23 protein-coding genes are annotated in these 22862 nt (G+C 72.9%); 10 read left to right on the top strand and 13 right to left on the bottom strand.

Features of this window, described 5'->3' with window-relative positions; translation table 11 throughout:
- Positions 1 to 77 precede the first annotated feature (77 nt).
- The 4 genes from IO24_RS0118860 (at position 78) to IO24_RS45235 (ending at position 4681) form a co-directional block, all read left to right on the top strand.
- Entirely contained in the window at positions 78 to 2591 is a 2514-nt protein-coding gene (locus IO24_RS0118860; protein WP_031137186.1) for a DEAD/DEAH box helicase, read from the top strand.
- Positions 2592 to 2628: 37 nt separating this feature from the next.
- Complete coding sequence (locus tag IO24_RS0118855) at positions 2629 to 3501, top strand: acyl-CoA thioesterase (protein ID WP_031137184.1); 873 nt, start codon at positions 2629 to 2631, stop codon at positions 3499 to 3501.
- Positions 3502 to 3570: 69 nt separating this feature from the next.
- Positions 3571 to 4524 carry a DMT family transporter gene (locus tag IO24_RS0118850; RefSeq protein ID WP_234335261.1) on the top strand — a complete coding sequence of 318 codons (954 nt, stop codon included), beginning with the start codon at positions 3571 to 3573 and terminating at the stop codon, positions 4522 to 4524.
- Positions 4525 to 4540: 16 nt separating this feature from the next.
- Positions 4541 to 4681, top strand: coding sequence for a hypothetical protein (locus IO24_RS45235; RefSeq protein WP_157851274.1), 141 nt, complete (start codon positions 4541 to 4543; stop codon positions 4679 to 4681).
- 77 nt (positions 4682 to 4758) lie between these two features.
- Here IO24_RS45235 and IO24_RS0118840 read toward each other — a convergent pair whose 3' ends face one another.
- The 4 genes from IO24_RS0118840 to IO24_RS0118825 form a co-directional block, all read right to left on the bottom strand.
- Positions 4759 to 5544: an Fpg/Nei family DNA glycosylase gene (locus IO24_RS0118840; RefSeq protein ID WP_031137181.1), complete on the bottom strand. Its 786-nt coding sequence runs from the start codon at positions 5542 to 5544 to the stop codon at positions 4759 to 4761.
- A gap of 10 nt (positions 5545 to 5554) precedes the next feature.
- Positions 5555 to 5926 (bottom strand): VOC family protein, encoded by a 372-nt coding sequence (locus IO24_RS0118835; RefSeq protein ID WP_031137179.1) that lies wholly within the window; start codon positions 5924 to 5926, stop codon positions 5555 to 5557.
- 99 nt (positions 5927 to 6025) lie between these two features.
- On the bottom strand, positions 6026 to 6952 hold the full coding sequence (locus IO24_RS0118830) for a DUF6397 family protein (RefSeq protein WP_031137177.1): 927 nt from the start codon (positions 6950 to 6952) through the stop codon (positions 6026 to 6028).
- 125 nt (positions 6953 to 7077) lie between these two features.
- Entirely contained in the window at positions 7078 to 7491 is a 414-nt protein-coding gene (locus IO24_RS0118825; protein WP_031137176.1) for a roadblock/LC7 domain-containing protein, read from the bottom strand.
- A gap of 104 nt (positions 7492 to 7595) precedes the next feature.
- On the opposite strand from IO24_RS0118825, the gene IO24_RS0118820 reads away from it, so the two are divergent.
- Positions 7596 to 8024, top strand: a complete 429-nt coding sequence (locus IO24_RS0118820; protein WP_031137174.1) for a PPOX class F420-dependent oxidoreductase — start codon at positions 7596 to 7598, stop codon at positions 8022 to 8024.
- Positions 8025 to 8066: 42 nt separating this feature from the next.
- Here IO24_RS0118820 and IO24_RS0118815 read toward each other — a convergent pair whose 3' ends face one another.
- From IO24_RS0118815 to IO24_RS0118795, 5 genes are all read right to left on the bottom strand, one after another.
- A complete protein-coding gene (locus IO24_RS0118815; RefSeq protein WP_031137172.1) occupies positions 8067 to 8672 on the bottom strand; it encodes a GTP-binding protein in 606 nt (201 codons plus the stop codon).
- Positions 8673 to 8780: 108 nt separating this feature from the next.
- Positions 8781 to 9191, bottom strand: a complete 411-nt coding sequence (locus IO24_RS0118810) for a DUF742 domain-containing protein (RefSeq protein WP_031137171.1) — start codon at positions 9189 to 9191, stop codon at positions 8781 to 8783.
- A 22-nt stretch (positions 9192 to 9213) separates the two neighbouring features.
- Positions 9214 to 9651, bottom strand: a complete 438-nt coding sequence (locus IO24_RS0118805; protein ID WP_031137169.1) for a roadblock/LC7 domain-containing protein — start codon at positions 9649 to 9651, stop codon at positions 9214 to 9216.
- A complete protein-coding gene (locus tag IO24_RS0118800) occupies positions 9648 to 12242 on the bottom strand; it encodes a sensor histidine kinase (protein ID WP_031137168.1) in 2595 nt (864 codons plus the stop codon). Before IO24_RS0118800 ends, IO24_RS0118805 begins: the two co-directional genes overlap by 4 nt.
- A gap of 282 nt (positions 12243 to 12524) precedes the next feature.
- Complete coding sequence (locus tag IO24_RS0118795; protein ID WP_031137166.1) at positions 12525 to 13310, bottom strand: MHYT domain-containing protein; 786 nt, start codon at positions 13308 to 13310, stop codon at positions 12525 to 12527.
- Positions 13311 to 13481: 171 nt separating this feature from the next.
- Between IO24_RS0118795 and IO24_RS0118790 the strand changes: the two genes are divergently transcribed.
- Positions 13482 to 14081: a class I SAM-dependent methyltransferase gene (locus tag IO24_RS0118790; RefSeq protein ID WP_031137165.1), complete on the top strand. Its 600-nt coding sequence runs from the start codon at positions 13482 to 13484 to the stop codon at positions 14079 to 14081.
- Between the two features lie 9 nt (positions 14082 to 14090).
- On the opposite strand, the gene IO24_RS0118785 is transcribed toward IO24_RS0118790, so the two are convergent.
- Complete coding sequence (locus IO24_RS0118785; RefSeq protein WP_031137163.1) at positions 14091 to 14990, bottom strand: oxygenase MpaB family protein; 900 nt, start codon at positions 14988 to 14990, stop codon at positions 14091 to 14093.
- Between the two features lie 99 nt (positions 14991 to 15089).
- On the opposite strand from IO24_RS0118785, the gene IO24_RS0118780 reads away from it, so the two are divergent.
- A complete protein-coding gene (locus tag IO24_RS0118780) occupies positions 15090 to 15386 on the top strand; it encodes a hypothetical protein (protein WP_031137162.1) in 297 nt (98 codons plus the stop codon).
- A 134-nt stretch (positions 15387 to 15520) separates the two neighbouring features.
- A complete protein-coding gene (locus tag IO24_RS0118775) occupies positions 15521 to 16381 on the top strand; it encodes a hypothetical protein (RefSeq protein ID WP_031137160.1) in 861 nt (286 codons plus the stop codon).
- Between the two features lie 131 nt (positions 16382 to 16512).
- Here the strand turns inward: IO24_RS0118775 and IO24_RS0118770 are convergent, their stop codons facing one another.
- Positions 16513 to 16695 (bottom strand): hypothetical protein, encoded by a 183-nt coding sequence (locus IO24_RS0118770; RefSeq protein ID WP_031137158.1) that lies wholly within the window; start codon positions 16693 to 16695, stop codon positions 16513 to 16515.
- Between the two features lie 158 nt (positions 16696 to 16853).
- Here IO24_RS0118770 and IO24_RS0118765 point away from each other — a divergent pair, with 158 nt between their 5' ends.
- Together IO24_RS0118765 and IO24_RS0118760 are read left to right on the top strand one after the other, a co-directional pair.
- Positions 16854 to 19781, top strand: coding sequence for a DEAD/DEAH box helicase (locus IO24_RS0118765; RefSeq protein WP_234335260.1), 2928 nt, complete (start codon positions 16854 to 16856; stop codon positions 19779 to 19781).
- Positions 19781 to 21049: an SWIM zinc finger family protein gene (locus IO24_RS0118760; RefSeq protein ID WP_031137155.1), complete on the top strand. Its 1269-nt coding sequence runs from the start codon at positions 19781 to 19783 to the stop codon at positions 21047 to 21049. Before IO24_RS0118765 ends, IO24_RS0118760 begins: the two co-directional genes overlap by 1 nt.
- An 80-nt stretch (positions 21050 to 21129) precedes the next feature.
- Here IO24_RS0118760 and IO24_RS0118755 read toward each other — a convergent pair whose 3' ends face one another.
- Positions 21130 to 21480 carry a hypothetical protein gene (locus tag IO24_RS0118755; protein ID WP_031137153.1) on the bottom strand — a complete coding sequence of 117 codons (351 nt, stop codon included), beginning with the start codon at positions 21478 to 21480 and terminating at the stop codon, positions 21130 to 21132.
- A 152-nt stretch (positions 21481 to 21632) separates the two neighbouring features.
- A complete protein-coding gene (gene xylA / locus IO24_RS0118750) occupies positions 21633 to 22799 on the bottom strand; it encodes a xylose isomerase (protein WP_031137152.1) in 1167 nt (388 codons plus the stop codon).
- Positions 22800 to 22862: the final 63 nt, after the last annotated feature.

Raw genomic sequence — 22862 nt, 5'->3', positions numbered from 1 at the left:
CCCCAGCGTAGCGTTCGTGATCTTCGGGCCCGCAGCCGATTCCCGCATCAGGCATCGGGCCAGGCAAGATGGGGGGCGTGACCCTCATCGATCAGCTGCCGCGGACCGCCGACCCCGACGCCCTGTACGAAGCCTTCGAGTCGTGGGCCGGCGAGCGGGGGCTCACGCTCTACTCCCACCAGGAGGAGGCGCTGATCGAGGTGGTCTCCGGTGCGAACGTGATCGTGTCGACCCCCACCGGCTCCGGCAAGAGCATGATCGCGGCGGGTGCGCACTTCGCCGCGCTGGCCCGGGACGAGGTCACCTTCTACACCGCCCCGATCAAGGCGCTGGTGTCGGAGAAGTTCTTCGAGCTGTGCAAGATCTTCGGCACGGAGAACGTCGGCATGCTGACCGGCGACGCGTCCGTGAACGCCGACGCCCCCGTGATCTGCTGCACCGCCGAGGTGCTGGCGTCGATCGCGCTGCGCGACGGCAAGGCCGCGGACGTCGGCCAGGTCGTGATGGACGAGTTCCACTTCTACGCCGAGGGAGACCGCGGCTGGGCCTGGCAGATCCCCATCCTGGAGCTGCCGCAGGCACAGTTCGTCCTGATGTCGGCGACGCTCGGCGACGTCTCCTTCTTCGAGAAGGACCTCACCCGACGCACGAACCGCCCGACCGCGGTGGTCCGCTCGGCGACCCGGCCGGTGCCGCTGTCCTACGAGTACCGCTACACCCCGCTCACCGAGACGCTCACCGATCTGCTGGCGGCCCGGCAGGCGCCCGTGTACATCGTCCACTTCACACAGGCGCAGGCCGTGGAGAGGGCGCAGGCGCTGATGAGCATCAACATGTGCTCGAAGGCGGAGAAGGAACAGATCGCCGAGCTGATCGGCAACTTCCGCTTCACCACCAAGTTCGGCCGCAACCTCTCCCGTTACGTCCGGCACGGCATCGGCGTGCACCACGCCGGCATGCTGCCCAAGTACCGCCGTCTGGTGGAGAAGCTCGCGCAGGCCGGTCTGCTGAAGGTCATCTGCGGCACGGACACGCTCGGCGTGGGCGTCAACGTCCCCATCCGCACGGTGCTGTTCACGGCCCTCACCAAGTACGACGGCACCCGTGTGCGCACCCTGCGGGCCCGGGAGTTCCACCAGATCGCCGGCCGGGCCGGGCGGGCCGGCTACGACACGGAGGGCTTCGTCGTCGCGCAGGCCCCCGAGCACGTCGTCGAGAACGAGAAGGCCCTCGCCAAGGCGGGCGACGACCCCAAGAAGCGCCGCAAGGTCGTTCGCAAGAAGGCCCCGGAGGGCTTCGTCGCGTGGTCGGAGCAGACCTTCGAGAAGCTCATCGGCTCCGAACCGGAGCCGCTGAGCTCCCGGTTCCGGGTGACGCACACCATGCTGCTGTCGGTGATCGCCCGCCCCGGCAACGCCTTCGAGGCGATGCGCCGGCTGCTGGAGGACAACCACGAGCCGCGCAAGCAGCAGTTGCGGCACATCCGCCGGGCCATCGCGATCTACCGTTCGCTGCTGGACGGCGGCATCGTCGAGAAGCTCGACGAGCCGGACGCCAGCGGCCGCGTCGTCCGCCTCACGGTCGACCTCCAGCAGGACTTCGCGCTCAACCAGCCGCTGTCCACGTTCGCGCTCGCCGCGTTCGAACTGCTCGACCCCGAGTCGCCGTCGTACGCGCTCGACATGGTGTCCGTCGTGGAGTCGACCCTGGACGACCCGCGGCAGATCCTCGCCGCCCAGCAGAACAAGGCGCGCGGCGAGGCCGTCGCCGCGATGAAGGCCGACGGCGTGGAGTACGAGGAGCGCATGGAGCGCCTCCAGGACATCACCTACCCGAAGCCCCTGGAGGAGCTGCTCTTCCACGCGTACGACACGTACCGCAAGAGTCATCCCTGGGTCGGGGACCATCCGCTGTCGCCGAAGTCGGTCATCCGCGACATGTACGAACGGGCGATGTCCTTCACCGAGTTGGTGTCCCACTACGAGCTGGCCCGCACCGAGGGCATCGTGCTGCGCTACCTCGCCAGCGCCTACAAGGCCCTGGACCACACCGTCCCGGACGACCTCAAGTCCGAGGACCTTCAGGACCTGATCGCCTGGCTGGGCGAGATGGTGCGCCAGGTCGACTCCAGCCTGCTGGACGAGTGGGAGCAGCTGGCCAACCCGGCGGAGATGACCGCCGAGGAGGCCCAGGAGAAGGCCGATGAGGTCAAGCCGGTCACCGCCAACGCGCGCGCCTTCCGCGTCCTGGTCCGCAACGCCATGTTCCGCCGCGTGGAGCTGGCCGCCCTCGACCAGGTCGGGGAACTGGGCGAGATGGACGGGGAGTCCGGCTGGGACGCCGACGCGTGGGGCGAGGCGATGGACAAGTACTGGGACGAGTACGACGATCTCGGCACCGGCCCCGACGCCCGCGGCCCCAAGCTGCTGATCATCGAGGAGGAGCCGGAGAACGCCCTGTGGCGGGTCCGGCAGATCTTCCACGACCCGAACGGCGACCACGACTGGGGCATCAGCGCGGAGGTCGACCTCACCGCCTCGGACGCGGAGGGCCGGGCGATCGTCCGCGTCACCGACGTCGGCCAGCTGTGACAGGCCGGGCAGCAGCGAGCACAGGAGCATCCCACCCATGACGACGAACCCGGCCGAGAGGCTCGTCGACCTGCTCGACCTGGAGCAGATCGAGCTCAACATCTTCCGCGGCCGCAGTCCGCAGGAGTCCCTGCAGCGGGTCTTCGGTGGCCAGGTGGCGGGGCAGGCGCTGGTCGCCGCGGGCCGCACCACGGAGGGCGACCGTCCCGTGCACTCGCTGCACGCGTACTTCCTGCGCCCGGGCCGGCCGGGCGTGCCGATCGTCTACCAGGTCGAGCATGTGCGCGACGGGCGGTCGTTCACCACCCGGCGGGTCACAGCCGTGCAGCAGGGCCGCACGATCTTCAACCTCACCGCCTCCTTCCACAAGCCGGAGGAGGGCAGCTTCGAGCACCAGCTGCCCCCGGCCCGCAAGGTACCGGACCCGGAGTCCCTGCCCACGGTCACGGACGAGATCCGGGAGCACCTGGGCGCGCTGCCCGAGCAGCTGGAGCGGATGGCCCGGCGCCAGCCCTTCGACATCCGCTACGTGGACCGGCTGCGCTGGACCGCCGCGGAGGCCGAGGACGCCGAGCCGCGCAGCGCCGTGTGGATGCGCGCGGTCGGGCCGCTCGGCGACGACCCGCTCGTGCACACCTGCGCCCTCACCTACGCCAGCGACATGACCCTTCTGGACGCCGTCCGCATTCCGGTGGAGCCACTGTGGGGCCCGCGCGGCTTCGACATGGCGTCGCTCGACCACGCGATGTGGTTCCACCGCCCGTTCCGCGCGGACGAATGGCTCCTCTACGACCAGGAGTCGCCGATCGCGGTCGGCGGCCGTGGCCTGGCCCGCGGCCGGATCTACGACCGTGAGGGCCGGCTGGTCGTGTCCGTGGTGCAGGAGGGGCTCTTCCGGAAGCTGGACTGACCTGACCGTTCGACGATCGGGGCCCGGTGCGCGGGCTTCCGATCGCGCCCCTGACCGGATCCGGCGACCATGGCAGGAGCAGGCACTGCCGACGTCACACGCCCGCCGATCCGGGAGGTGGCCGCGCTGCACACCGTGCTTCCCGTCGTGTTCGCGATCTGCGCGGCCTTCAGCAACGCCGTGGCGACCGTGCTGCAACGCAAGGCCGCGCTCACCGTGCCCGCCTCCCAAGGGCTGCGGGCCGGGCTGATCGTCGACCTGCTGCGCCGGCCCGTGTGGCTGGCCGGCGTCCTCGCCGTGATCGGCGCCGCCGTCTGCCAGGCGCTGGCGCTGGCCACCGGGCCGCTGACGATCGTGCAGCCGTTGTTCGTGCTGGAACTGCCGCTCACCCTCATCGTCGCCTCCCTCCTGATGCACCGGCATCTGCCGGCCACGGGCTGGCTGGCCGTGGCGGTGGTGGTGGCCGGTCTGGCGGTCGCGCTCGCCGCGGCCTCCCCCGCCGGCAACCGCACCCATGTGGCGCTGGACCGCTGGATTCCCGCGCTCGCCGTGTGCGCCGGGGCGGTCGTCGCTCTGGCTCTGGCGGCCCTCCGGCGCCCGGAGGGCCGCGCCCGGGCCGCCTGCCTGGGTGCCGCGACGGCCATCAGCTACGCGGTGACCGCCGCGCTGATGAAGGCCGCCATGCACATCCTCGACGAGCAGGGCCTCGTCGGCTTCCTCACCGCCTGGCAGACCTACGCCTTCGCCGCCACCGGCGTGTGCGCGCTGTTCCTGCTGGAGAACGCATTGCAGGCCGGCCCGCTGGTCGCCTCGCAGCCCGCACTCACCCTCGGCGACGCCCTGGTGAGCCTCGCCCTCGGCATCATCCTGTACGAGGAGACCGTCCGCTCCGGGTGGTGGCTGCTGCCCCAGCTGTTCGGCGTCGCGCTGATCGCCGCGGGTGTGCTGGCGCTGGCGCGGATTCCGTTCACGCAGTCGCTGGTGGCCCCGGACGAGGAGCGCGAGAGCGCGGCGGCACCCTGAGCGAAGGAGGTCCACCATGGAACGCCCCAGCGAGCGGGTGGCGATCGTCACCGGCGGGGCCGGAGGCATCCGATCCGCGGTGACACGTGCCCTGGCGGCCGAAATGGACGGCGGCGTCCTGGCCGGGGCGCCGGCCGTCCTGACTCCCGGCGACTGAGCCGGCGAGACGCCCCAGCGGCAGGGCCGCGAAGACGCCCCGCGGCTGACCGGGCGGACCGACCAGCCCTGGCCGGGTCACCGGCCGGGCTGGCACCGGGGGCACCACACCGTGCCCCGCCCGGCCATACGGGACCTGCGCAGGCCGCTGTCGCACCGCGGGCACCTGGGGTCCCGGTCGTCCCGGTGGCCGGTGAGCCAGGAGTCACGCGGCGGTACGCAGCCGGCGGTGACGGACGAGCGCAGGGTGCGGCGCATCTCGCCGTAGAGGCGGCGGCAGTCCTCCCCGGTCAGGTCACGCACCCCGCGGTCGGGGCGCAACCGGGCCCGCCACAGGATCTCGTCGGCGAGGAGATTGCCGAGGCCGGCGAGAACGGACTGGTCGGTGAGAGCCGACTTGAGATGCCCGCGGCGCGACGAGAGCACCTCCTCGAACTCCGCACGGTCCACCGTCAGCGCATCGGGCCCCTGCCGCCGCAGCAGCCGCTCGACGTCGGACTCGTCGTGGGCCAGCCAGAGTCCCTGCAGCTTGCGCTGGTCGCGGAAGCGCAGCTGACGGCCGCCGCCCAGGGTGAACAGGACGCGGTCATGCGCTTCGACGGGCTCATCGGCATGCCCGCAGACCAGCCGCCCGGTCATGCCGAAGTGCAGGACGAGGGTGGGGCCGCCGGTGCGGGCGAGCAGCCACTTGCCGTGCCGCTCCGGCGTCCCGAACCGCCGCCCCTCCAGCGCGTCCCGCAGCCGCCGGGCGTCGACCTCGTGCAGGACGCCCGTGTCCCGCACGTCGACCCGCCGGATGACGCGTCCTTTCGCGCAGGACTCGAGCACCTGCCGGAAGCCCTCGACGTCGGGGAGCTCGGGCACGACCGGTGTGTCAGGTTTCCTGGAGGACGGACAGCACGTTCCCCGCAGGGTCGCTGAACCAGGCGATCAGGGGGCCGCCGCCGCGGAAGATGCCCTTGTCGTCCGTCTTGAGGTGGTCATAGCTTGCGAAACGCACCCCTCTTTCGGTCAGCTCGTCGACCGCTGCCTCGATGTCGTCCACCGGGAAGTTGAGGATGGTGAACGTCGCCGGGGTGTGGTCCGGCTTGGGGTAGACCAGGATGTCCCGGTCCCCCGCGATGTGCAGGAACAGCAGGCCGTTCTCCTCCGACACCCGCAGCCCGAGCGTATCGGCGTAGAACGCCCTGGCCGCGTCGATGTCGTTCACCGAGAACCCGCTGAACGCCTTCGTCTCACCGAACATGATCGCCTCCCGGACACAGTCTCCTCAGGATCGGGCCCGGGCGCATCCGGAGACTCATCGGTCAGCGGGCCGGCCGACGGTGGCGCGGTACCACTGGGGTCAGCCGGCCGGCCGCCGGCCTCTGTGGCGGAGCCGGCTCACCAGGCCGTGGTGAGGGGCGGGGTCCACAGGCACGGGCCGCTCCGCCGCCGGCGCCGGGGGTGGCGCGAGGGGATCGGGTCCTGCCGGCGGTGTCGGGGACAGCGCCTCCACCACGGGGTGGTGCCTTCGGGCCGTCTCCATCGTGTGGGCCAGGTCCGCGCGGAACCAGGACACTTCGTCCGGCTCGCTCGCCGTCATGAGCGTCTCGGCCAGCTCGGCGGTGGGTGAACCGGGGGCGCCGTACGCCGGGAGCCGGGGGCGGCAGCGGTCCAGACGGGCGCGCTCGTGGGGATCCTGGACGACGTCCGCCACGTCGGCCGGGTCGAGGAGACAGGCGACCGCTGCCGCGCGCGCCCAGGGGTCGTCCCCCGCCTGCCGCGTCAGAAATCCGACGTGCCGCCCCCGCCAGTTGCGGGGCCGCCGGTCCATCCCCGCCTTCAGCCCTTCGCGGATCTCCGCGGGTGTGCGACGGGCGGTCAGCAGCCTCGCGTTGCTCCCCTCGGCCGCGAATTGCCGGAGCTCTTCGGCCAGATACCGCCAGACGACCGTCCGATAGCGGTTGAGGTAGAACGCCACCGGGACCAGCAGGCCATAGCGCGCGAGGCTCGTGAACCTGGTGGGCGTCACCCCCAGGAGCTGGGCGCCCTCGGTGGTACCGGCGGTCGCGACGCGCTCGCGCAGGACGCCCGGGAAGCCGTCACCGGAACGCAGCCGGTCGATCTCGGCCCGGGCCACGCGCCGGCCCCCGCCTCCTTCGTCGGGAACGGTCCGGATGAGCCCCAGGTTCGCCGCGAGGTCGAACTCGCCCCGCCTGAGGTCCAGTTCGCGGGCGGCCCGGCTCGGGGCGCAGGTGAGGCGGTCGGGTGTGGTGCCGGTGCGTGACATGGTCGGTCTCCCCCGTGGAGTCGGCGCTCACGCCGTGTGCGGTCGCCGTGAAAAAAACCGTAGCCGCTTCGGCGGATCGGGTGGCGAGCCTGTGGATAACTCCACGGGGATGACGAACGTGCAGGTCAGAGGTCTGCTATCGGTTTTGGTTCGGGCTGGCGGGCATCGACGTCGAGGTGCTCGCCGACCCGGTTGACCAGCAGTGTCATCTCGTAGGCGATCTGGCCGATGTCCGCCTCCGCGCCGCTGAGGACGCACAGACAACTGCCCGTTCCGGCGGCGGTGACGAAGAGCACCGCGTCGTCGAACTCGATCATCGTCTGGCGTACGCTGCCCGCGCCGAAATGCCGTCCGGAGCCCTTGGCCAGACTGTGCAGCCCGGACGACACGGCCGCGAGGTGCTCAGCGTCCTCGCGGCGCAGTCCGGTGCTCGCGCCGGTCACCAGACCGTCGTTGGACAGGACCAGTGCGTGCCGCACCTCGTGGACGCGCTCGGTCAAGTCGTCCAGCAGCCAGTCGAGTCCCTGGTTCTGCGCCATCTTCCGTTCTCCCCGTTTTCTCCCCGTGCGCTTCCCCTCCTGGCCGGAGGATCTCCATCTCAGCCTTCCCCACGACCGCGGCCGGGGCAAGGAGGATGGGAGCCATGGCAGAGAAGATGACCGACGCGCAATGGCGGGAGTTCGTTTCCCACGGCACCCGCACCGCAAAGCTGTCCACAGTGCGGGCCGACGGCAGCCCGCACGTGGCTCCGATCTGGTTCCTGCTGGACGGGGACGAGGTGGTGTTCAACACCGGCAAGGACACGGTCAAGGGGCGCAACATCGTCCGGGACGGCCGGATCGCGCTGTGCGTGGACGACGACCGGCCGCCGTACTCCTTCGTGGTGCTGCGGGGCCGCGCCCGTGTCTCGGAAGACCTCGACGAGATACGGCACTGGGCCACCCGGATCGGTGCCCGGTACATGGGCGAGGAGCGGGCCGAGGAGTTCGGCGCGCGCAACGGCGTCCCCGGCGAACTCCTCGTCCGTGTCACCGTCGACAGGGTGCTGGCGGAGCGGGACGTCGCGAACTGACCGCGAACCGGCCACAGGGAAGCCCCCCCCCGGGGTCTCCGGTCAGCCGACCGAGTCGAGCAGCCGGGCGGTGTGCATCCGCCCGGCGTACTCGACGAGCCGGATCAGCACCTCCTTTCCCGAGTCGCGGTCGCGGGCGTCGCACAGCACCACGGGGGTGCCTTCGTCGAGGTCGAGGGCGCGCGAGACGTCCGGGGCCCTGTGCTGCCGGGCGCCCGCGAAGCAGTTGACGGCCACGACGAAGGGGATGCGCCGGTGCTCGAAGTAGTCGACCGCGGGGAAGCAGTCCTCCAGGCGACGGGTGTCCGCGAGGACGACCGCACCGAGCGCCCCTTGCGACAACTCGTCCCACAGGAACCAGAACCGGTCCTGGCCCGGCGTGCCGAACAGGTACAGGGAGAGGCCGGACCGGATGGTGATGCGCCCGAAGTCCATGGCGACGGTCGTGGTCGTCTTCTGGGCCACGCCGTCGGTGTCGTCCACCGACTGGCCTGCTTCGCTGAGGAGTTCCTCGGTGCGCAGCGGCCGGATCTCGCTGACGGCGCCCACCAGGGTGGTCTTGCCCACGCCGAATCCGCCGGCGACCAGAATCTTCAACGCCAGGGCGGCGGTCTCGCCGCCCTGGGCGTCGGAGTGCTCGGAGACCATTGATCACTTCTCTCAGGAGTGCCGGGTGTCGTGAGTGCGTGAGTGGTGTGGATTCGGCCGGTGCGGGGTGGTGTGCGTCCAGCCGGTGCGTGAGCGGTGGGCGTTGGGCTACAGCGCTCTCAGGCCCTCGATCACCTCGCGCAGAATGCGTTCGTCGGGGAGCTGCGCCGGTGGGACGGGGCGGCTGACGGTGACACAGCCGAGTTCCAGAAGGTCGCCGAGGAGGACCCTCACCACGCCGACGGGCAGGTCCGCGCCGGCCGCGAGTTCGGCGACCGACTGGGTCTCCGGGCAGCACAGGTCGAGGAGGTTGCGGTGTTCCGGGCCGAGCGGGGCGTCGTCCAGCGCGGGTGCGCCCGGGTCGAGCGTGACCAGGGCGATCAGGTCGAACCGAACGCCCGTGGGGCCGGGCCGGGTGCGTCCGCCCGTCATGGCGTAGGGGCGGACGAGCGGTCCGGCCTCGTTGTCGTACCACTGGCTGCCCTGCTCGCGCGGGGCGCCCGTCATGTCCTCGGTCATCTGTGCGGACCGTTCTCCCGGTTCATCCTGCGGCGGGGGGCCGCGCGGTCACGCGGGGCGCCGTGCCGAGGTGCTCGCCGACGCGCTTGACCAGGCGTGCCATCTCGTAGGCCACGAGGCCGATGTCGGCGGTGACGGCGGTGAGGAGGGCGAGGCAGGAGCCGTCGCCCGCGGCGGCCACGAACAGGAAGCCCTCGTCCATCTCCACCATGGTCTGGCGGACCCCGCCGGCGCCGAAGTGCCGTCCCGCGCCCTTGGCGAGGCTGTGGAAACCGGAGGCGACCGCGGCGAGGTGCTCGGCGTCCTCGCGGCGCAGGCCGGTGGAGGCACCCACGGCGAGGCCGTCGTTGGACAGCACCACGGCGTGCCGGATGTCGCTCACGCGGAGCACCAGATCGTCCAGCAGCCAGTCGAGTTCGCCGGAGCGCCGGGCGGACTGGGTGCTCGGGTCCTGGATCATGCGGGGTCTCCTTCGCTGCTGTCGCTGCCCGTCGCGGGGCCGGGCGTGGTGCCGCGGCCGGGTTGCCTGCCGCCGCCGCGCGCCCAGCCGGCGCGGTAGTCCGCCATGCGGTCCCGTACGAGTTCGGGGGTGCGCTCGTCGTCCCGGAAACCGGGTGCCGGTGGCTGCTCCTCGGGGCGCCTGTCGCGCAGTTGGGGAGCCAGGCTGGCCTGTCGTACGCGGCGCGGGAGGTCGTCGGAGTCGTCGGGCTGCTGTGGCGGGCGGTGCAGTCGCAAGGTGGCGACTCCTGGGGGTGGGGTCTGGCTCGGGGTCGACGGGTGACGCGGACCGTCCGCGTGCCGGGAGTTGTCCGCGTGAAGCGGGATGTCCGCGTGAAGCGGGGACTCGGTCTGTGCCGCGGCCGGTACGGGGGCCACGAGGGCGCGCCGGTCGGTCTGGGCGGGGACTGCGTCCTGGAGGGGGGTGTCGTCGGGCACGCGCGCGTAGGCGCGTGCCTCGGGCTGTCGCGCGGATTCCGCCGCCTCGGGGGATCGTTCCGCCGCGCCTGTGTGGAGCAGGGCGGTGGGCAGCAGGACGACCGCGGTGGTGCCGCCGTACGGGGAGGTCCTCAGGTGGACCTTGACGTCGTGCCGAGCGGCGAGCCTGCTGACCACGAACAGGCCGAGCCGGTCACTGTCGAACAGGTCGAGCGCCTCGGACTGGGCGATGCGGCGGTTGGCTTCGGCAAGGGTCTCCTTGCCCATGCCGAGACCGCGGTCCTCGACCTCGACCGCGTAGCCGTTGCCGACGGGTTCGCCGGTGACGCGCACGCGTGTGTGGGGCGGGGAGAACTGGGCGGCGTTCTCGATGATCTCGGCCAGCAGGTGCGTGAGGTCGGCGACGGCCGCGCCGGCCACGGCTGCCTCGGGGAGTTGCCGTACCTCCACGCGCGCGTAGTCCTCCACTTCGGAGACGGCCGCGCGGACCACGTTCGTCAGGGAGACCGGCATGCGCCAGGCCCGGCCGGGGGCGGCTCCGGAGAGGATGATCAGGCTCTCCGCGTGGCGCCGCATGCGGGTGGTGAGGTGGTCGAGGCGGAAGAGGTCGCTCAGCTCGTTCGGGTCGTCGGAGCGGCGTTCCATGCTGTCGAGGAGGGCGAGCTGCCGGTGCACGAGGATCTGGCTGCGGCGGGCGAGGTTGACGAAGACGCCGGAGATGCCGCTGGCGAGTTCGGCGCGTTCCACGGCGGCCCGCAGCGCGGCGCGGTGCACGGTGGTGAGGGCCTCGGCGACCTGCCCGGTCTCGTCCTCCGCGGAGGCTCCCGGCGGGGCCTCGGCGCGGATGTCGATCTCCTCGCCCGCGCGCAGTTTCCGCATGGCGTCGGGGAGTTTGCGCCGGGCGATCTCCAGGGCGCTGTTGCGCAGGCTGACCAGTTCGACCACGAGGCCGCGCCCGATACGCACGGAGATGACGAGCGAGGCGGCGACAGCGGCGAGGCCGAGCAGGACGGCGGCGCCGGCGGGGGTGAGCAGCCCTCGGGTGAACGGGTCGGCCCGCTCCGCGACCCCCCGTGCCGCGTCGTCCTCGATGATGCGCATGCCGTTCTGCACGCGCGCGTGGGCCGTGTTCCAGGTGCTCTCGGGTGCCGCGTCCACCGCCTCGGTGCCCGGCCCGCCGGCGAGGACCCCGTCCTCGGCGTCGCCCAGGCCGGTGTAGGCGCTGCTGTCGGCGAGGGCGTCCCAGGCGGAGCGCTCGGGGCCGCTGAGGTCGGCGACGGCCGACTCGGTGAGGGTGCGGCGCAGGTCGACGGCGCCGGTGAAGAGCCGGAGCCGCTCCCCGGTCAGGGTGCCGTCCAGGCGGGCGCTCGCCAGCACCGCGTCCTCCTGGGCCAGTGCCTCGCCCGCGCGGGCGAATTCGAGCAGCACGCGCGCGTCGGAGCCGAGGTCGGCGTCCCGGATACCGGTGAGTGCGCCGCCGACGCCGAAGGCGGCCGAGATGGTCCGGGTGTAGCGGTCGTACGTCTCGGCCCAGCCCGCGCGCCGGTCCTGCACCGCGGTGCGCAGCGGCCGCAGTTGCTCGGCCCCGGAGACGAACGCCTTCAGCCGCTGGGCGACTCCGGCCGGCAGTTCCCCGCTGTCGGCGACGGTGGTGCCCTTGCCGAGCCGCAGTTTCGCGACGGCCCGGTCGGTACGCCGGGCGAGCTCGTCCAGTTCGCCGGTGCGGACGCTGGACGGGTCGGTGGCGTGGCGTACGGCGGCCGCACGTTCGGCCTGGAGGGCGGTGACGGCGGCGGAGACGGGGGCGCGGACCGTGGCGTCGACGCGCTGGACCTGCCGCAGCCGGGAGATGTCCTGGGCGGTGGTGACGGTGGCGTAGGCCCACAGGGCCAGGAGGGAGACGACCGGCACCATCAGCAGGCAGACGATCTTGGCGCGCACGGTGCGGGGGCGTATGTGCCAGCGCTCCGCGCGGGTGGGCGCCACGTCCGGTGCGGCCTCCGAGGGCGTGCCGGGGCTCTCGTCGGCCGGTGGTCCGGCATGCGCTCGGCGACCGCGCACGGGCTGGGGCGGCGGCTCGGCGCCGGCTGGTGCGGTCCTACGGGGTGTTCGCATGGACTCCTCGCTCGGGAGTGGGTCGGGGGCGTGCGGGCCGGCGTTCCGGCTGGGGCGGCGCGCTGCCGTCCGAGCGCGCCGTAGGGCTCAGAGCGCCGTGGGGCGTTGAGCACACCGTCGGGCGCGACGCGGACGGGCCGGGTGAGGGCGGGCCGTTCAAGCCGCTGGTGGCGCCACCCGGGCCGCTGGACCGGCCTTCCTGACCGCCGGCCTTCCCGACCGCCAGGTGAGCTGTCCGTGATCCCGCGCCCCGCGCCCCGGGCCGTCAGCCGCCGTCAGTGGTCACCCGCGCGGCCAAGGAGCGACGCTCCGTACCGGCCGCTGGGCCGACGCGGACGCCGCACGCTCTCCCGCCGTCGGCGACAGCGCGACGAAGGCCGAGGTCAGGAAGAGGTAGGAGCCGAGGCCGACGGCGAGGGGGAAGATGAACTGCATCGCCGTGGCCCCGGGGAGGGCCTCCCCGGAGGGCGTGACGCGCACGCCCACCGCGAACATCCCGGTGTAGTGCATGCTGCTGACGGCCGCGCCCATGATCAGGGAGGCGATGGTGACCGCCACGGGCGACTTGATGTTGAGGGCCGCCCACAGGGCCGCCGTCGCGGCGACGACGGCGATCAGGACGGAGAGCCCGACGAGCAGCGGGTCGTAGGTCACGTCGCCGTGCAGCCGGACGGCCGCCATGCCGAGGTAGTGCATGCTCGCGACGCCGAGGCCGGTGGTCAGCCCGCCGACGAGCAGGGCCCGGCCGCGGTCCCTGCTGTAGCCGACGGCGAAGACGCCGGCGCAGACGACGAGCATGGCGACGAGCAGGCTCAGCAGAGTGAGCGGCACGTCGTAGCGGATGTCGGTGCCGGTGACGCCGAAACCGAGCATGGCCACGAAGTGCATGGTCCAGATGCCGGTGCCGATCGCCGAGGCGGCGGTGACGAGCCAGTTGCGGCGCGAGCGCCCGGTGGTGGCGAGCGCGCGGACGGTGCAGCGCAGACCGAGCGCGGCACCTATGCAGGCCATCACGTACGACAGTGCGGGGGTCAGCCACCCCAGGGCTGCGTGGTCCAGGTGTCCCATGGCCCCGGGACGCTAGACCCGGCAGAGGCGCGCGAAGGGGGCGCATTTCGAAAGGTGTTGGAATATGACCCAAGGAGGTACCGGAACGATCGGGTCACGCTCGAACGTGTGCACTGAGGCGTCCCCGTGCCGGTGAGGCGTCATCCGCGCCGGTGAGGAATCATGCGGTACATGAGCGACGAGCAGACGCGTGTCCAGGAGTTCTTCACCTCCCGCGCCGCCGACTGGGACAGCCGGTTCCCCGACGACGGTCCGGCGTACGCGGCCGCGGTAGCGGAGATCGGACTGCGGGCGGGCGACCGGGTGCTCGACGCGGGGTGCGGCACCGGACGCGCCCTGCCGCCGCTGCGAGCCGCCGTGGGGGCCTCGGGGGTGGTCCTCGGAGCCGACCTGACACCCGCCATGCTGCGGGAGGCCGTACGGGCCGGACGGGACCGTGACGGGCAGCTGCTGCTCACGGACGTCGCCGCGCTGCCCCTGCGCCCGCGGTCGCTGGACGCCGTGTTCGGGGCGGGCCTCATCTCGCACCTCGAGAGCCCCGCCGAGAACCTGCGGGAGCTGGCGCGTGTGGTGCGCCCCGGTGGGGTGCTGGCGCTGTTCCATCCGATCGGCAGGGCGGCGCTCGCGGCACGCCACGGCCGGCCGCTCACCCCGGACGACCTGCGCGCCGAGCCCAACCTCCGTCCGTTGCTGGCCGGTTCGGGATGGCTCCTGACGTCGTACGTCGACGAGGCCTCGCGTTTCCTGGCCCTCGCCGTGCGCGAGAACTGAGGCGCCGCGTCACCCGGCCTCTGCGTCGGGAGCCGCGTGCCTCACGGGGCAGCCCCGGACGCCCGGGACCGGGCGTGTGCCCAGGTCGGCGATGCGGTAGCCGTACGGGTAGCCCTTGATCTCCCGGTTCTGGCGGGCGAAGTGCGGGGCGCGCCGAGGCGGCAGCAGGCGGACGGCACGGCCCCGGAGCCGGACCGCGCGACGCACCCACGCGCGCGTGGCGGCACGCGGCGGGGTGTAGCGGAAGGCGCGCAGCAGCGAGTCGTCGAGCAGTGCGAGGGTCGTGGTGCGCAGCAGGGGTGCGAGCGGGCCGGGGTACCAGGAGGCCATCAGGCCGAGGGTGGCGTCCGAGACGCGCCGGGCGTCCTCGTCCCAGGCGAAGTGGGCGGCCTCGTAGGAGTCGAGGCAGGTCTCGAACTCCTCGTAGGTCTCGGGGATGTCCTTGATGCCCATGTGCCGGCCCAGTGTGCGGTAGTGGACGACACCGGCGACGATCTCGTGGCGTGACATCCGGCGCCAGCCGTAGGCGTCGATCCACCGTTTGGGCATCACGACGAATGTGCAGAGCACGTAGCGCATGTCGTCGTCGCTGATGTCGTAGCTGCGGTGCATCTGATTGATGCGGCGGATCGCGGTCCTGCCCCGGTCGCTGCCGAAGCCGTGCTCGACGATGGTGTCCAGGAGCAGCGAGGTGTCGTCGTAGCGCTTTTGCGTCCGGTCCGTGAGCTCCGCCGTCCGCGCGAGCAGCCGGCCGATGCTCGGGACGGCGTAGGTCCGGTACAGGGCCAGCTCCAGGGCGCGTGCGAAGTCCCAGGGGAACTCGTACGCCACGCTGAGCCGGTAGATCTCCGTAGCCTCCTGGTACGGGTCCATCCGCCGGATCTGTTCGAGCCGTGAGAAGCGCTTCACTATGCTGTCCCCCTTCTGCCGCAGCTTCTCCAACTCTACGTTGGTGACCAAGAGATGATCGACCAGGCAGCGCAGGCGCACAGGGGGCAGGTGGTCAGCATGTGGGACAGGTTCCGCAAGGCCGGGGGAAGGGTCGCTCATGCCTTGCGCACGGAGCCGAAGGCCGGTGAGGACAAGCGTCCGCACAATCTTTTCGAGGCCGCGGCGACCTATGTCACGGCATGCGCGGAGGACGACCGGGAGCGGGCCGACGAGGCGGCCGGCTGGGTCTCGCCGGAGGCGCTGTCGTTCGGCGTGAACGAGCTTGCCTGCCGGGCCGTGATCGCGCTCGCCCGGGAGCGCGGCGAGTCGCCGGAGACCGTGGCCCGCGACTTGCTGGGGCTGCCGGCGGCGTGATGGGCACCGCACGACGGCCGATTCGCCCCGTCCGCCGGATAACTGCAGCTCCGCGTGCGCATGCGGGGCCGTGACAAGGGGCTTGCGGGCGCATTAGGGTGCGCGCCGGTGGACGAACCGATGGGGAGGCTGGGATGGCCGGGACGGACGAGGAAGCCGTCGCCGCCGCGGACGATGCGCTCTATGTGCTCACGGCGGTGCTGCTGACGCCGGCGAAGTTCCCGAGCGTGCTGGGCGACGACTACCCCGAGGCATGCGCGGCGCTCGGTCTCGCGCCGCTCGCCGACGGGTACGGGCTGGTGCTCGGCCAGGACGGCGAGGGCGCCCGGTGGACGGTCGCCATCGACGACGTCTCCCTGGTGGCCGTCGCGATCGCGTCCTGGGACTGCGGCATGGAGTACGAGCTGTCGCCCGACGAGCGCACGGTCGTCGCGGCCCTGCCCGGCTGGCCCCTCGCGGTCGCCGTCGCGGCCCCCGGGGTGCCCGCTCCGCACGATCCGGGCCCGGAGGCCGACGACCGGCCCCCGCTGGCTCCGCCGGACACCACCGTGTGGGGCCCGGCCCAGCGGCGACTGGGCGCGGACGAGATCGCGCTGCAGTGGGCGACGTGGCGGGAACAGGTCGACGACGCGGTGTTCCCGACGCCTGCGCCCTCGGGAACACCGGAGGAGGAGGGCGGGGCGGCCGGCGCTCCGGACGGACGCGGGGAGAACGGACAGAAGGGTGGCCACAGCGGCATCCGGCGCGTCCTCGCGGAGGCCCGGACCTATGTCGACTCGCCGCCGCCGCTGGGCCGGGTCCGGTCGTCCTTCGCGCCGGGTGACGCCCGGACCCTGCGGGCCGACGGCCCCGGCTGGTCGCTCGTCGCCAGGACCGACGACATCGCCTTCGTGCTGCTCGACGAGGAACCCGGCGAGGTCCTGCCGGTGGGCCGGGGGCCGGAGCTGCCGAATCTCCTCGAGGCGCTGGACAAGATGGCCGTACGGCCGAACTGAGCCCGTTCTGCCGGGCTGAGCCGGTTCGGCCGGGCTGAGCCGGTTCGGCCGGGCTGAGCCGGTTCGGCCGGGCTGAGCCGGTTCGGCCGGGCCGCTGCGGTGTGGGCCGGGCGGAGCCGGCCTTCAGCGCCTCAGCGGCCGATCTCCTTGCGGGTGGCACGGCGCAGCCTGCGCCGCTGCGACGGGTCCAGCGTGAGGTACGCGGCGGCCGGGACTCCCAGGATGATCAGGAGCGATGCCCACCAGGGCAGCCAGATCAGCAGGATGAGCCCGACTGCCACACCGCCCGCGGCGATCTTGGCGTTCTTCGACATGACTGTCGCCTCCTTCGCGGCCACTGCCGCTCTCTGTCTCGAAAACGGACCCGCGTTCACGGCGGTTCCTGACCGCGACCCTGAGACATCCCCGAGGTGCGATCCCGAAGCACCCCTGAGACCTCTATGGTGACCCAGCTCACAGCCCAGCCATACCCATGTGCGCCAGAAGTGCTGTACTCTCGGCGACTCCGCTCCCACTAGTCAAATTTGAGGAATCCGCCATACCCGAGCATCCGACTCTCCCGGCATCCTCCTCCGACCTCTCCGAACTGGCCCTCTGCCGCTCCGTGTTCCTGCCCGGCGACCCCGCGCGCACCGGGAGTGTCGCCTTCTGGCGGCCTGACGGCGCCGCCCCTCCGGCGGTGGCGTCGGCATCCGTCGCGGACCTGACCGTCGTCGTGCCCCGTGACGGCGGGGTCGAGGAAGCGAGCGTGCCCGCCGTCCTGGTGCCGGTGCACACGGCCCTGCCGGTCCTCGCGCGTGCGCGTGCCGGCGGGCAGGGGCACCGGTCCACCGTCTTCTGGGGTGCGGCGGCCCTGCACGCCCTGCACCTCGTGGCCCGGGGACTGCTGCTGCCAGGGCTGTCCCCGGGCGACCACGACGCCTGGCGCACGGGCCCGCTGCGCGCCCAGGACACCGAGGCCCTGCGCCGCCTCGCCGCCGCGATGCCGCCCGAGGCGCACGCCGTGCCCCTGGCAGGCACCGCGCCGCTGCGGCTGCCCGACCCGGAGCAGCTCCTGCGCGCCTTCCTCGACGCGGTCGCCGACACCCTGCCCCGCTCCCCCGCCGCGCCGCTGGTGACGGGCGGCCCCGCCTACGCTTCGCCGGAGCCGGTGCGGCTGCCCGAGCAGCGCGCCTGGGCCGCCGAGGTCGCCGCGGGGCACGACGCGGGCGTGCGGCTGTCCCTGCGGATCGAGGCGGACGGCCTGACGGACGCGGCGGACGACGATTCGGACGTGACGTTCCGGGCCGTGCTGCAGGTGCACAGCGTCAGCGATCCGGCGCTCGTCGCGGACGCCGCGGACGTCTGGGCCGGCACCAGGGGCGAGACCTTCGGTCCCCGCGCCCGGATGGACGCGCTGCTCGCCCTGCGCCGTGCGGCCCGGGCCTGGGCCCCGCTCACGCCCCTGCTGGCGGCGGCCGTGCCGGACGCGGCCGTACTCGCCGACGAAGAGGTCACCGAGCTTCTCGGGGCGGGCGCCGTCGCGCTGAGCGCGGCCGGGGTCGACGTGCACTGGCCGAAGGGCCTCTCCCGTGGGCTCCGCACGCACGCGGAGGTAGGGCCTTCCGAGGGCGGTCCGGAGGCCGGCCATGCCTCAGCGGCCGTGCCGTCGTTCCTGTCCGCCGACGCACTGCTCGCCTTCACGTGGTCGTTCGCCCTGGGTGACAGGCGGCTGGACCGTGCGGAGCTGGACCGTCTCGCCGAGGCGAAGCGCCCGGTGGTGCGGCTGCGCGACCAGTGGGTCCTGATCGACCCTCAGGAGGCGCGCCTGGCCCGCTCCCGGCAGGACCGCAAGGTGACGCCGGTGGACGCCCTGGGCGCGGCCCTGACGGGCTGGGCGGAGGTGGACGGCCGCCGGGTCGAGGTGCGGCCCACCGGATGGCTGGCAGCCCTGCGGGAGCGGCTCGAGGACCCCGAGGCGCAGCGGCCCGTGGAGCAGCCGGCCGGCCTCGCCGCCACCCTGCGGGACTACCAGCGGCGGGGCCTGAACTGGCTCGCCGGTATGACGTCACTGGGTCTGGGCTGCTGTCTCGCCGACGACATGGGGCTCGGCAAGACGATCACGCTGATCGCTCTCCACCTGCACCGGCAGTCCGACGCCGAATCCGCCGGACCGACCCTGGTGGTCTGCCCGACGTCCCTGATGGGCAACTGGCAGCGGGAGATCGAACGGTTCGCGCCCGGCACACCGGTGCGGCGCTTCCACGGCGCGCGGCGCGACCTGGACGGCCTGGCCGACGGGGAGTTCGTGCTCACCACGTACGGCACGATGCGCCTGGACGCGCCCCGGCTCGCCGGGGTGCCGTGGGGCATGCTCGTGGCGGACGAGGCCCAGCACGTGAAGAATCCGCACTCCTCGACCGCGCGGGAGCTGCGTTCCATCGGCGCACGCGCGCGTGTGGCGCTCACCGGCACCCCGGTGGAGAACAACCTGTCGGAGCTGTGGGCGATCCTCGACTGGACGACTCCGGGGCTGCTGGGCCGGCTCGGTACCTTCCGCAGGCGGTACGCGGAAGCCGTCGAGGGCGGTCAGGACCCGGCCGCGGCCGACCGGCTCGCCCGGCTCGTACGGCCGTTCCTGCTGCGCCGCCGCAAGTCGGACCCGGGGATCGCGCCCGAGCTTCCCCCGAAGACGGAGACCGATCACGCCGTGTCGCTCACCGAGGAGCAGGCGGCGCTGTACGAAGCAGTGGTGCGCGAGGCGCTCGCGGAGATCTCCGGCGCCGGCAGCATGGCCCGGCGGGGCCTGATCGTGAAGCTGCTCACCGGCCTCAAGCAGATCTGCAACCATCCGGCGCAGTACCTCAAGGAGGAGCGGCCGGTGATCTCCGGGCGCTCCGGCAAGCTGGAGCTGCTGGACGAGCTGCTCGACACGATCCTCGCCGAGCGGGCGGGGGTGCTGGTGTTCACCCAGTACGTGCAGATGGCCCGCCTCCTCGAACGGCACCTCGCCGCCCGCGGCACGCTCTCGCAGTTCCTCCACGGAGGGACGTCCGTCGCCGGGCGCGAGGCCATGGTGCGGCGTTTCCAGGACGGCGAAGTGCCGGTGTTCCTGTTGTCGTTGAAGGCGGCGGGCACCGGACTGAACCTCACCCGGGCCGAGCATGTCGTGCACTACGACCGCTGGTGGAACCCGGCCGTCGAGGCGCAGGCGACCGACCGCGCGTACCGCATCGGCCAGACCCGGCCCGTGCAGGTGCACCGGATCATCGCGGAGGGAACGATCGAGGACCGCATCGCCGAACTGCTGATGCGCAAGCGGGAGCTGGCGGACGCGGTCCTGGGCGCCGGCGAGGCCGCGCTCACGGAACTGACGGACGCGGAACTGGCGGATCTGGTCGGACTGCGAGGGGGCCTGTGATGACTCGGCACGAGGACGACATGGAACGCACCTTCGCCGCGCTGCCGCCCGCGCACGGGCGGGGCTTCGCGCAGACCTGGTGGGGCCAGGCCTGGCTGAAGGCCCTGGAGGGCACGGCGCTGGACTCGGCACAGCTCAAGACGGGCCGCCGGCTCGCCCGCGCGGGTGCGGTCGGCGCGGTGTCGGTGCGCCCGGGGCGGCTGACAGCCGTCGTCCAGGACCGCGACCGTACGGCGCACCGGGCGGACGTCCTGCTGGAGGAGCTCTCGCCCGGGCAGTGGGACCGCTTCCTGGACATGACCGCGGAGCGGGCCGGTCACGTGGCGGCGCTGCTGGACCGGGAGATGCCGCCGCACCTGGTCGAGGACGCGGCGGACTCGGGCGTCGAGCTGCTCCCCGGCCTGGGCGACCTGGAGCCGGAGTGCGACTGCGGGGCCTGGGACCACTGCGGGCACACGGCGGCGCTGTGTTACCAGGTGGCGCGGCTGCTGGACCAGGACCCGTTCGTGCTGCTGCTGATGCGCGGGCGCGACGAGACCACCCTGCTGGAGGACCTGCAGGCGCGCAGCGGCGCGTCCACCACGGACTCCGCCGAGCCGGAGGGCGTGGACGCGGCCGAGGCGTACGCCGCCGGTGACATCCTGCCGCCGCTCCCGGATCTGCCCGGGCTCCCCGGCGGACCCGGTCGTCCGCCGTCCCTGGAGACCGAGGCACCGCCGGCCCCCGGCATCGACCCGGCCGCACTGTCGTTCCTGGCCGCGCAGACCGCCGTACGGGCTCACGGCCTGCTCAGGGGAGCGCTCCAGGGCGACTTGCGCGCGACGCCGGCGCAGGACGCGGTGCGGCTGGCCGCCGGTGACCCCGGCCGGGAGGTGGCCGACCGGCTCGCCGAGGGGTCGGGACGCGGCCGGGAGGGGCTGGCCACGGCCGTGCGCGCCTGGCGTCACGGCGGCGCGGCCGCGCTGTCCGTCCTCGACGAGGAGTGGCGTGCGGAGGGCGAAACGCTCGCACGCGCGCGTGCCGCCCTGGAGTCGGCCTGGGACACCGGCGAACGGCCGGAGCTGAGGGCGCGGGGCAATCGCTGGACGGTCGCCGGCACGCCCGTCCAGCTGCGTCTCGGCCGGGACGGCCGCTGGTGGCCCTACCGCAAGGAACGCGGCCGCTGGCAGCCCGCGGGAGGCGCCGCCCAGGACCCGGCGACGGCCCTGGCCTCGGCGACGGCACCGGCTTCGGCCGAACTCGCTCCTGGGGAAGGGAACTCCTTGTGAGGTCCGGCGGCAGGGCCACTTCGACCGCCGTGCCGGATGGTGGGAGCCCGGCCCTGCGCAGGGTGGGAAGACGGCCGGGCTCAGGGCAGCAGCTCGCCGGGGTCCAGGGACGGGACGAGGGATTCGAGGCCGCTCGGGAGATCGCTGGGCAGTCCGCTCGGCAGTTGAGTGGGGAATCCCGACGGCAGCCGCGTCGGCAGCTCGCTGGGCAGCCTCGTGGGCAGCGTGCTGGGGAGGCCGAAGGAGGGAGCGGGAGTGCGGCTCGCGCTCTCGCCCCCCGGCTCCCCGTCCGGTGAGTCGTCCCGTCCCGAGGCCATCAGCACCACGAGAGACACGGCTGCGACGGCCACGAGCACGGTGAGCAGGACGAGCAGCGGATTCTGGCGGCGGGGAGGCCCGGGCGGGTGCGGCGGTACGGGCGGCATGGCCATACCCGCCAGAGTCGCCGGCACCGCTCAAGCCGGTAGGGGCGCACGGAAGCTGATGCGGACTCATGGCGTGGATCGCACGATTCCGCGGCATGACGGGCTCGCCGCCCGGCCGTGGTGACCACCGGCCGGCGGGCCCGCACGCGCGCGTGGGCTCAGCCGCGTGCGCCCAGCAGGTGGTCCATCGCCAGCTGGTCCAGGTGCTCGAAGGCCATGCCGCGCGCGGCAGCCGCCTCCACATCGAACGCCTCGAACGCCGACCGGTCGGCGAGCAGGGCCTGCAGGCCGTCCGCGGCGGTGGGCTGGGCCAGCTCCTCGAGACGGGCCGCGCGCAGGGCCTCCTGGACCTCCGGGTCGGCGCGGAAGGCGGCGGCGCGGTCCTTGAGGACGAGGTAGTTGCGCATGCAGCCGGCCGCCGAGGCCCACACCCCGTCGAGGTCCTCGGTCCGCGGCGGCTTGAAGTCGAAGTGCCGCGGACCGGTGTAGCCGGCCGACTCCAGCAGGTCGACCAGCCAGAACGCGGCACGCAGGTCGCCGGCGCCGAAGCGCAGGTCCTGGTCGTACTTGATGCCGGACTGGCCGTTGAGGTCGATGTGGAACAGCTTGTCCGCCCACAGCGCCTGCGCGATCCCGTGCGGGAAGTTCAGCCCGGCCATCTGCTCGTGGCCGACCTCGGGATTGACGCCGTACAGCTCCGGACGCTCCAGGCGCTCGATGAACGCCAGGGCGTGGCCGACGGTCGGCAGCAGGATGTCGCCGCGCGGCTCGTTCGGCTTGGGCTCGATCGCGAAGCGGAGGTCGTAGCCCTGGGAGGTGACGTACTCGCCGAGCAGGTCGAAGGCCTCCTTCATCCGGTCCAGGGCCGCGCGGACGTCCTTGGCGGCGCCGGACTCGGCACCTTCACGGCCGCCCCAGGCCACGTACACCTGGGCGCCGAGCTCGACGGCGAGGTCGATGTTGCGGATGGTCTTGCGCAGGGCGTAGCGGCGCACGTCGCGGTCGTTGGCGGTGAACGCGCCGTCCTTGAAGACCGGGTGCGTGAAGAGGTTGGTGGTGGCCATCGGGACCTTCATGCCCGTGGCGTCCAGTGCCTGCCGGAAGCGCTTGATGTGCGCCTCGCGCTCGGTGTCGCTCGAGCCGAACGGGATCAGGTCGTCGTCGTGGAAGGTCACGCCGTGGGCGCCCAGCTCTGCCAGGCGCTGCACCGTCTCGACGGGGTCGAGGGCACGCCGCGTGGCGTCGCCGAAGGGATCCCGTCCCTGCCAGCCGACGGTCCACAGGCCGAACGTGAACCTGTCCTCGGGGGTGGGCTGGTAGCTCATGCCGCGGCTCCTTGCTCGCTGAGGCTATTTCGTCATGCCGATTTACAAATTAGTATGCGAGCA

Source organism: Streptomyces flavovariabilis (assembly GCF_000725785.1).
GTDB lineage: Bacteria > Actinomycetota > Actinomycetes > Streptomycetales > Streptomycetaceae > Streptomyces > Streptomyces hawaiiensis.
This window is presented reverse-complemented; position numbering and strand designations above follow the sequence as displayed.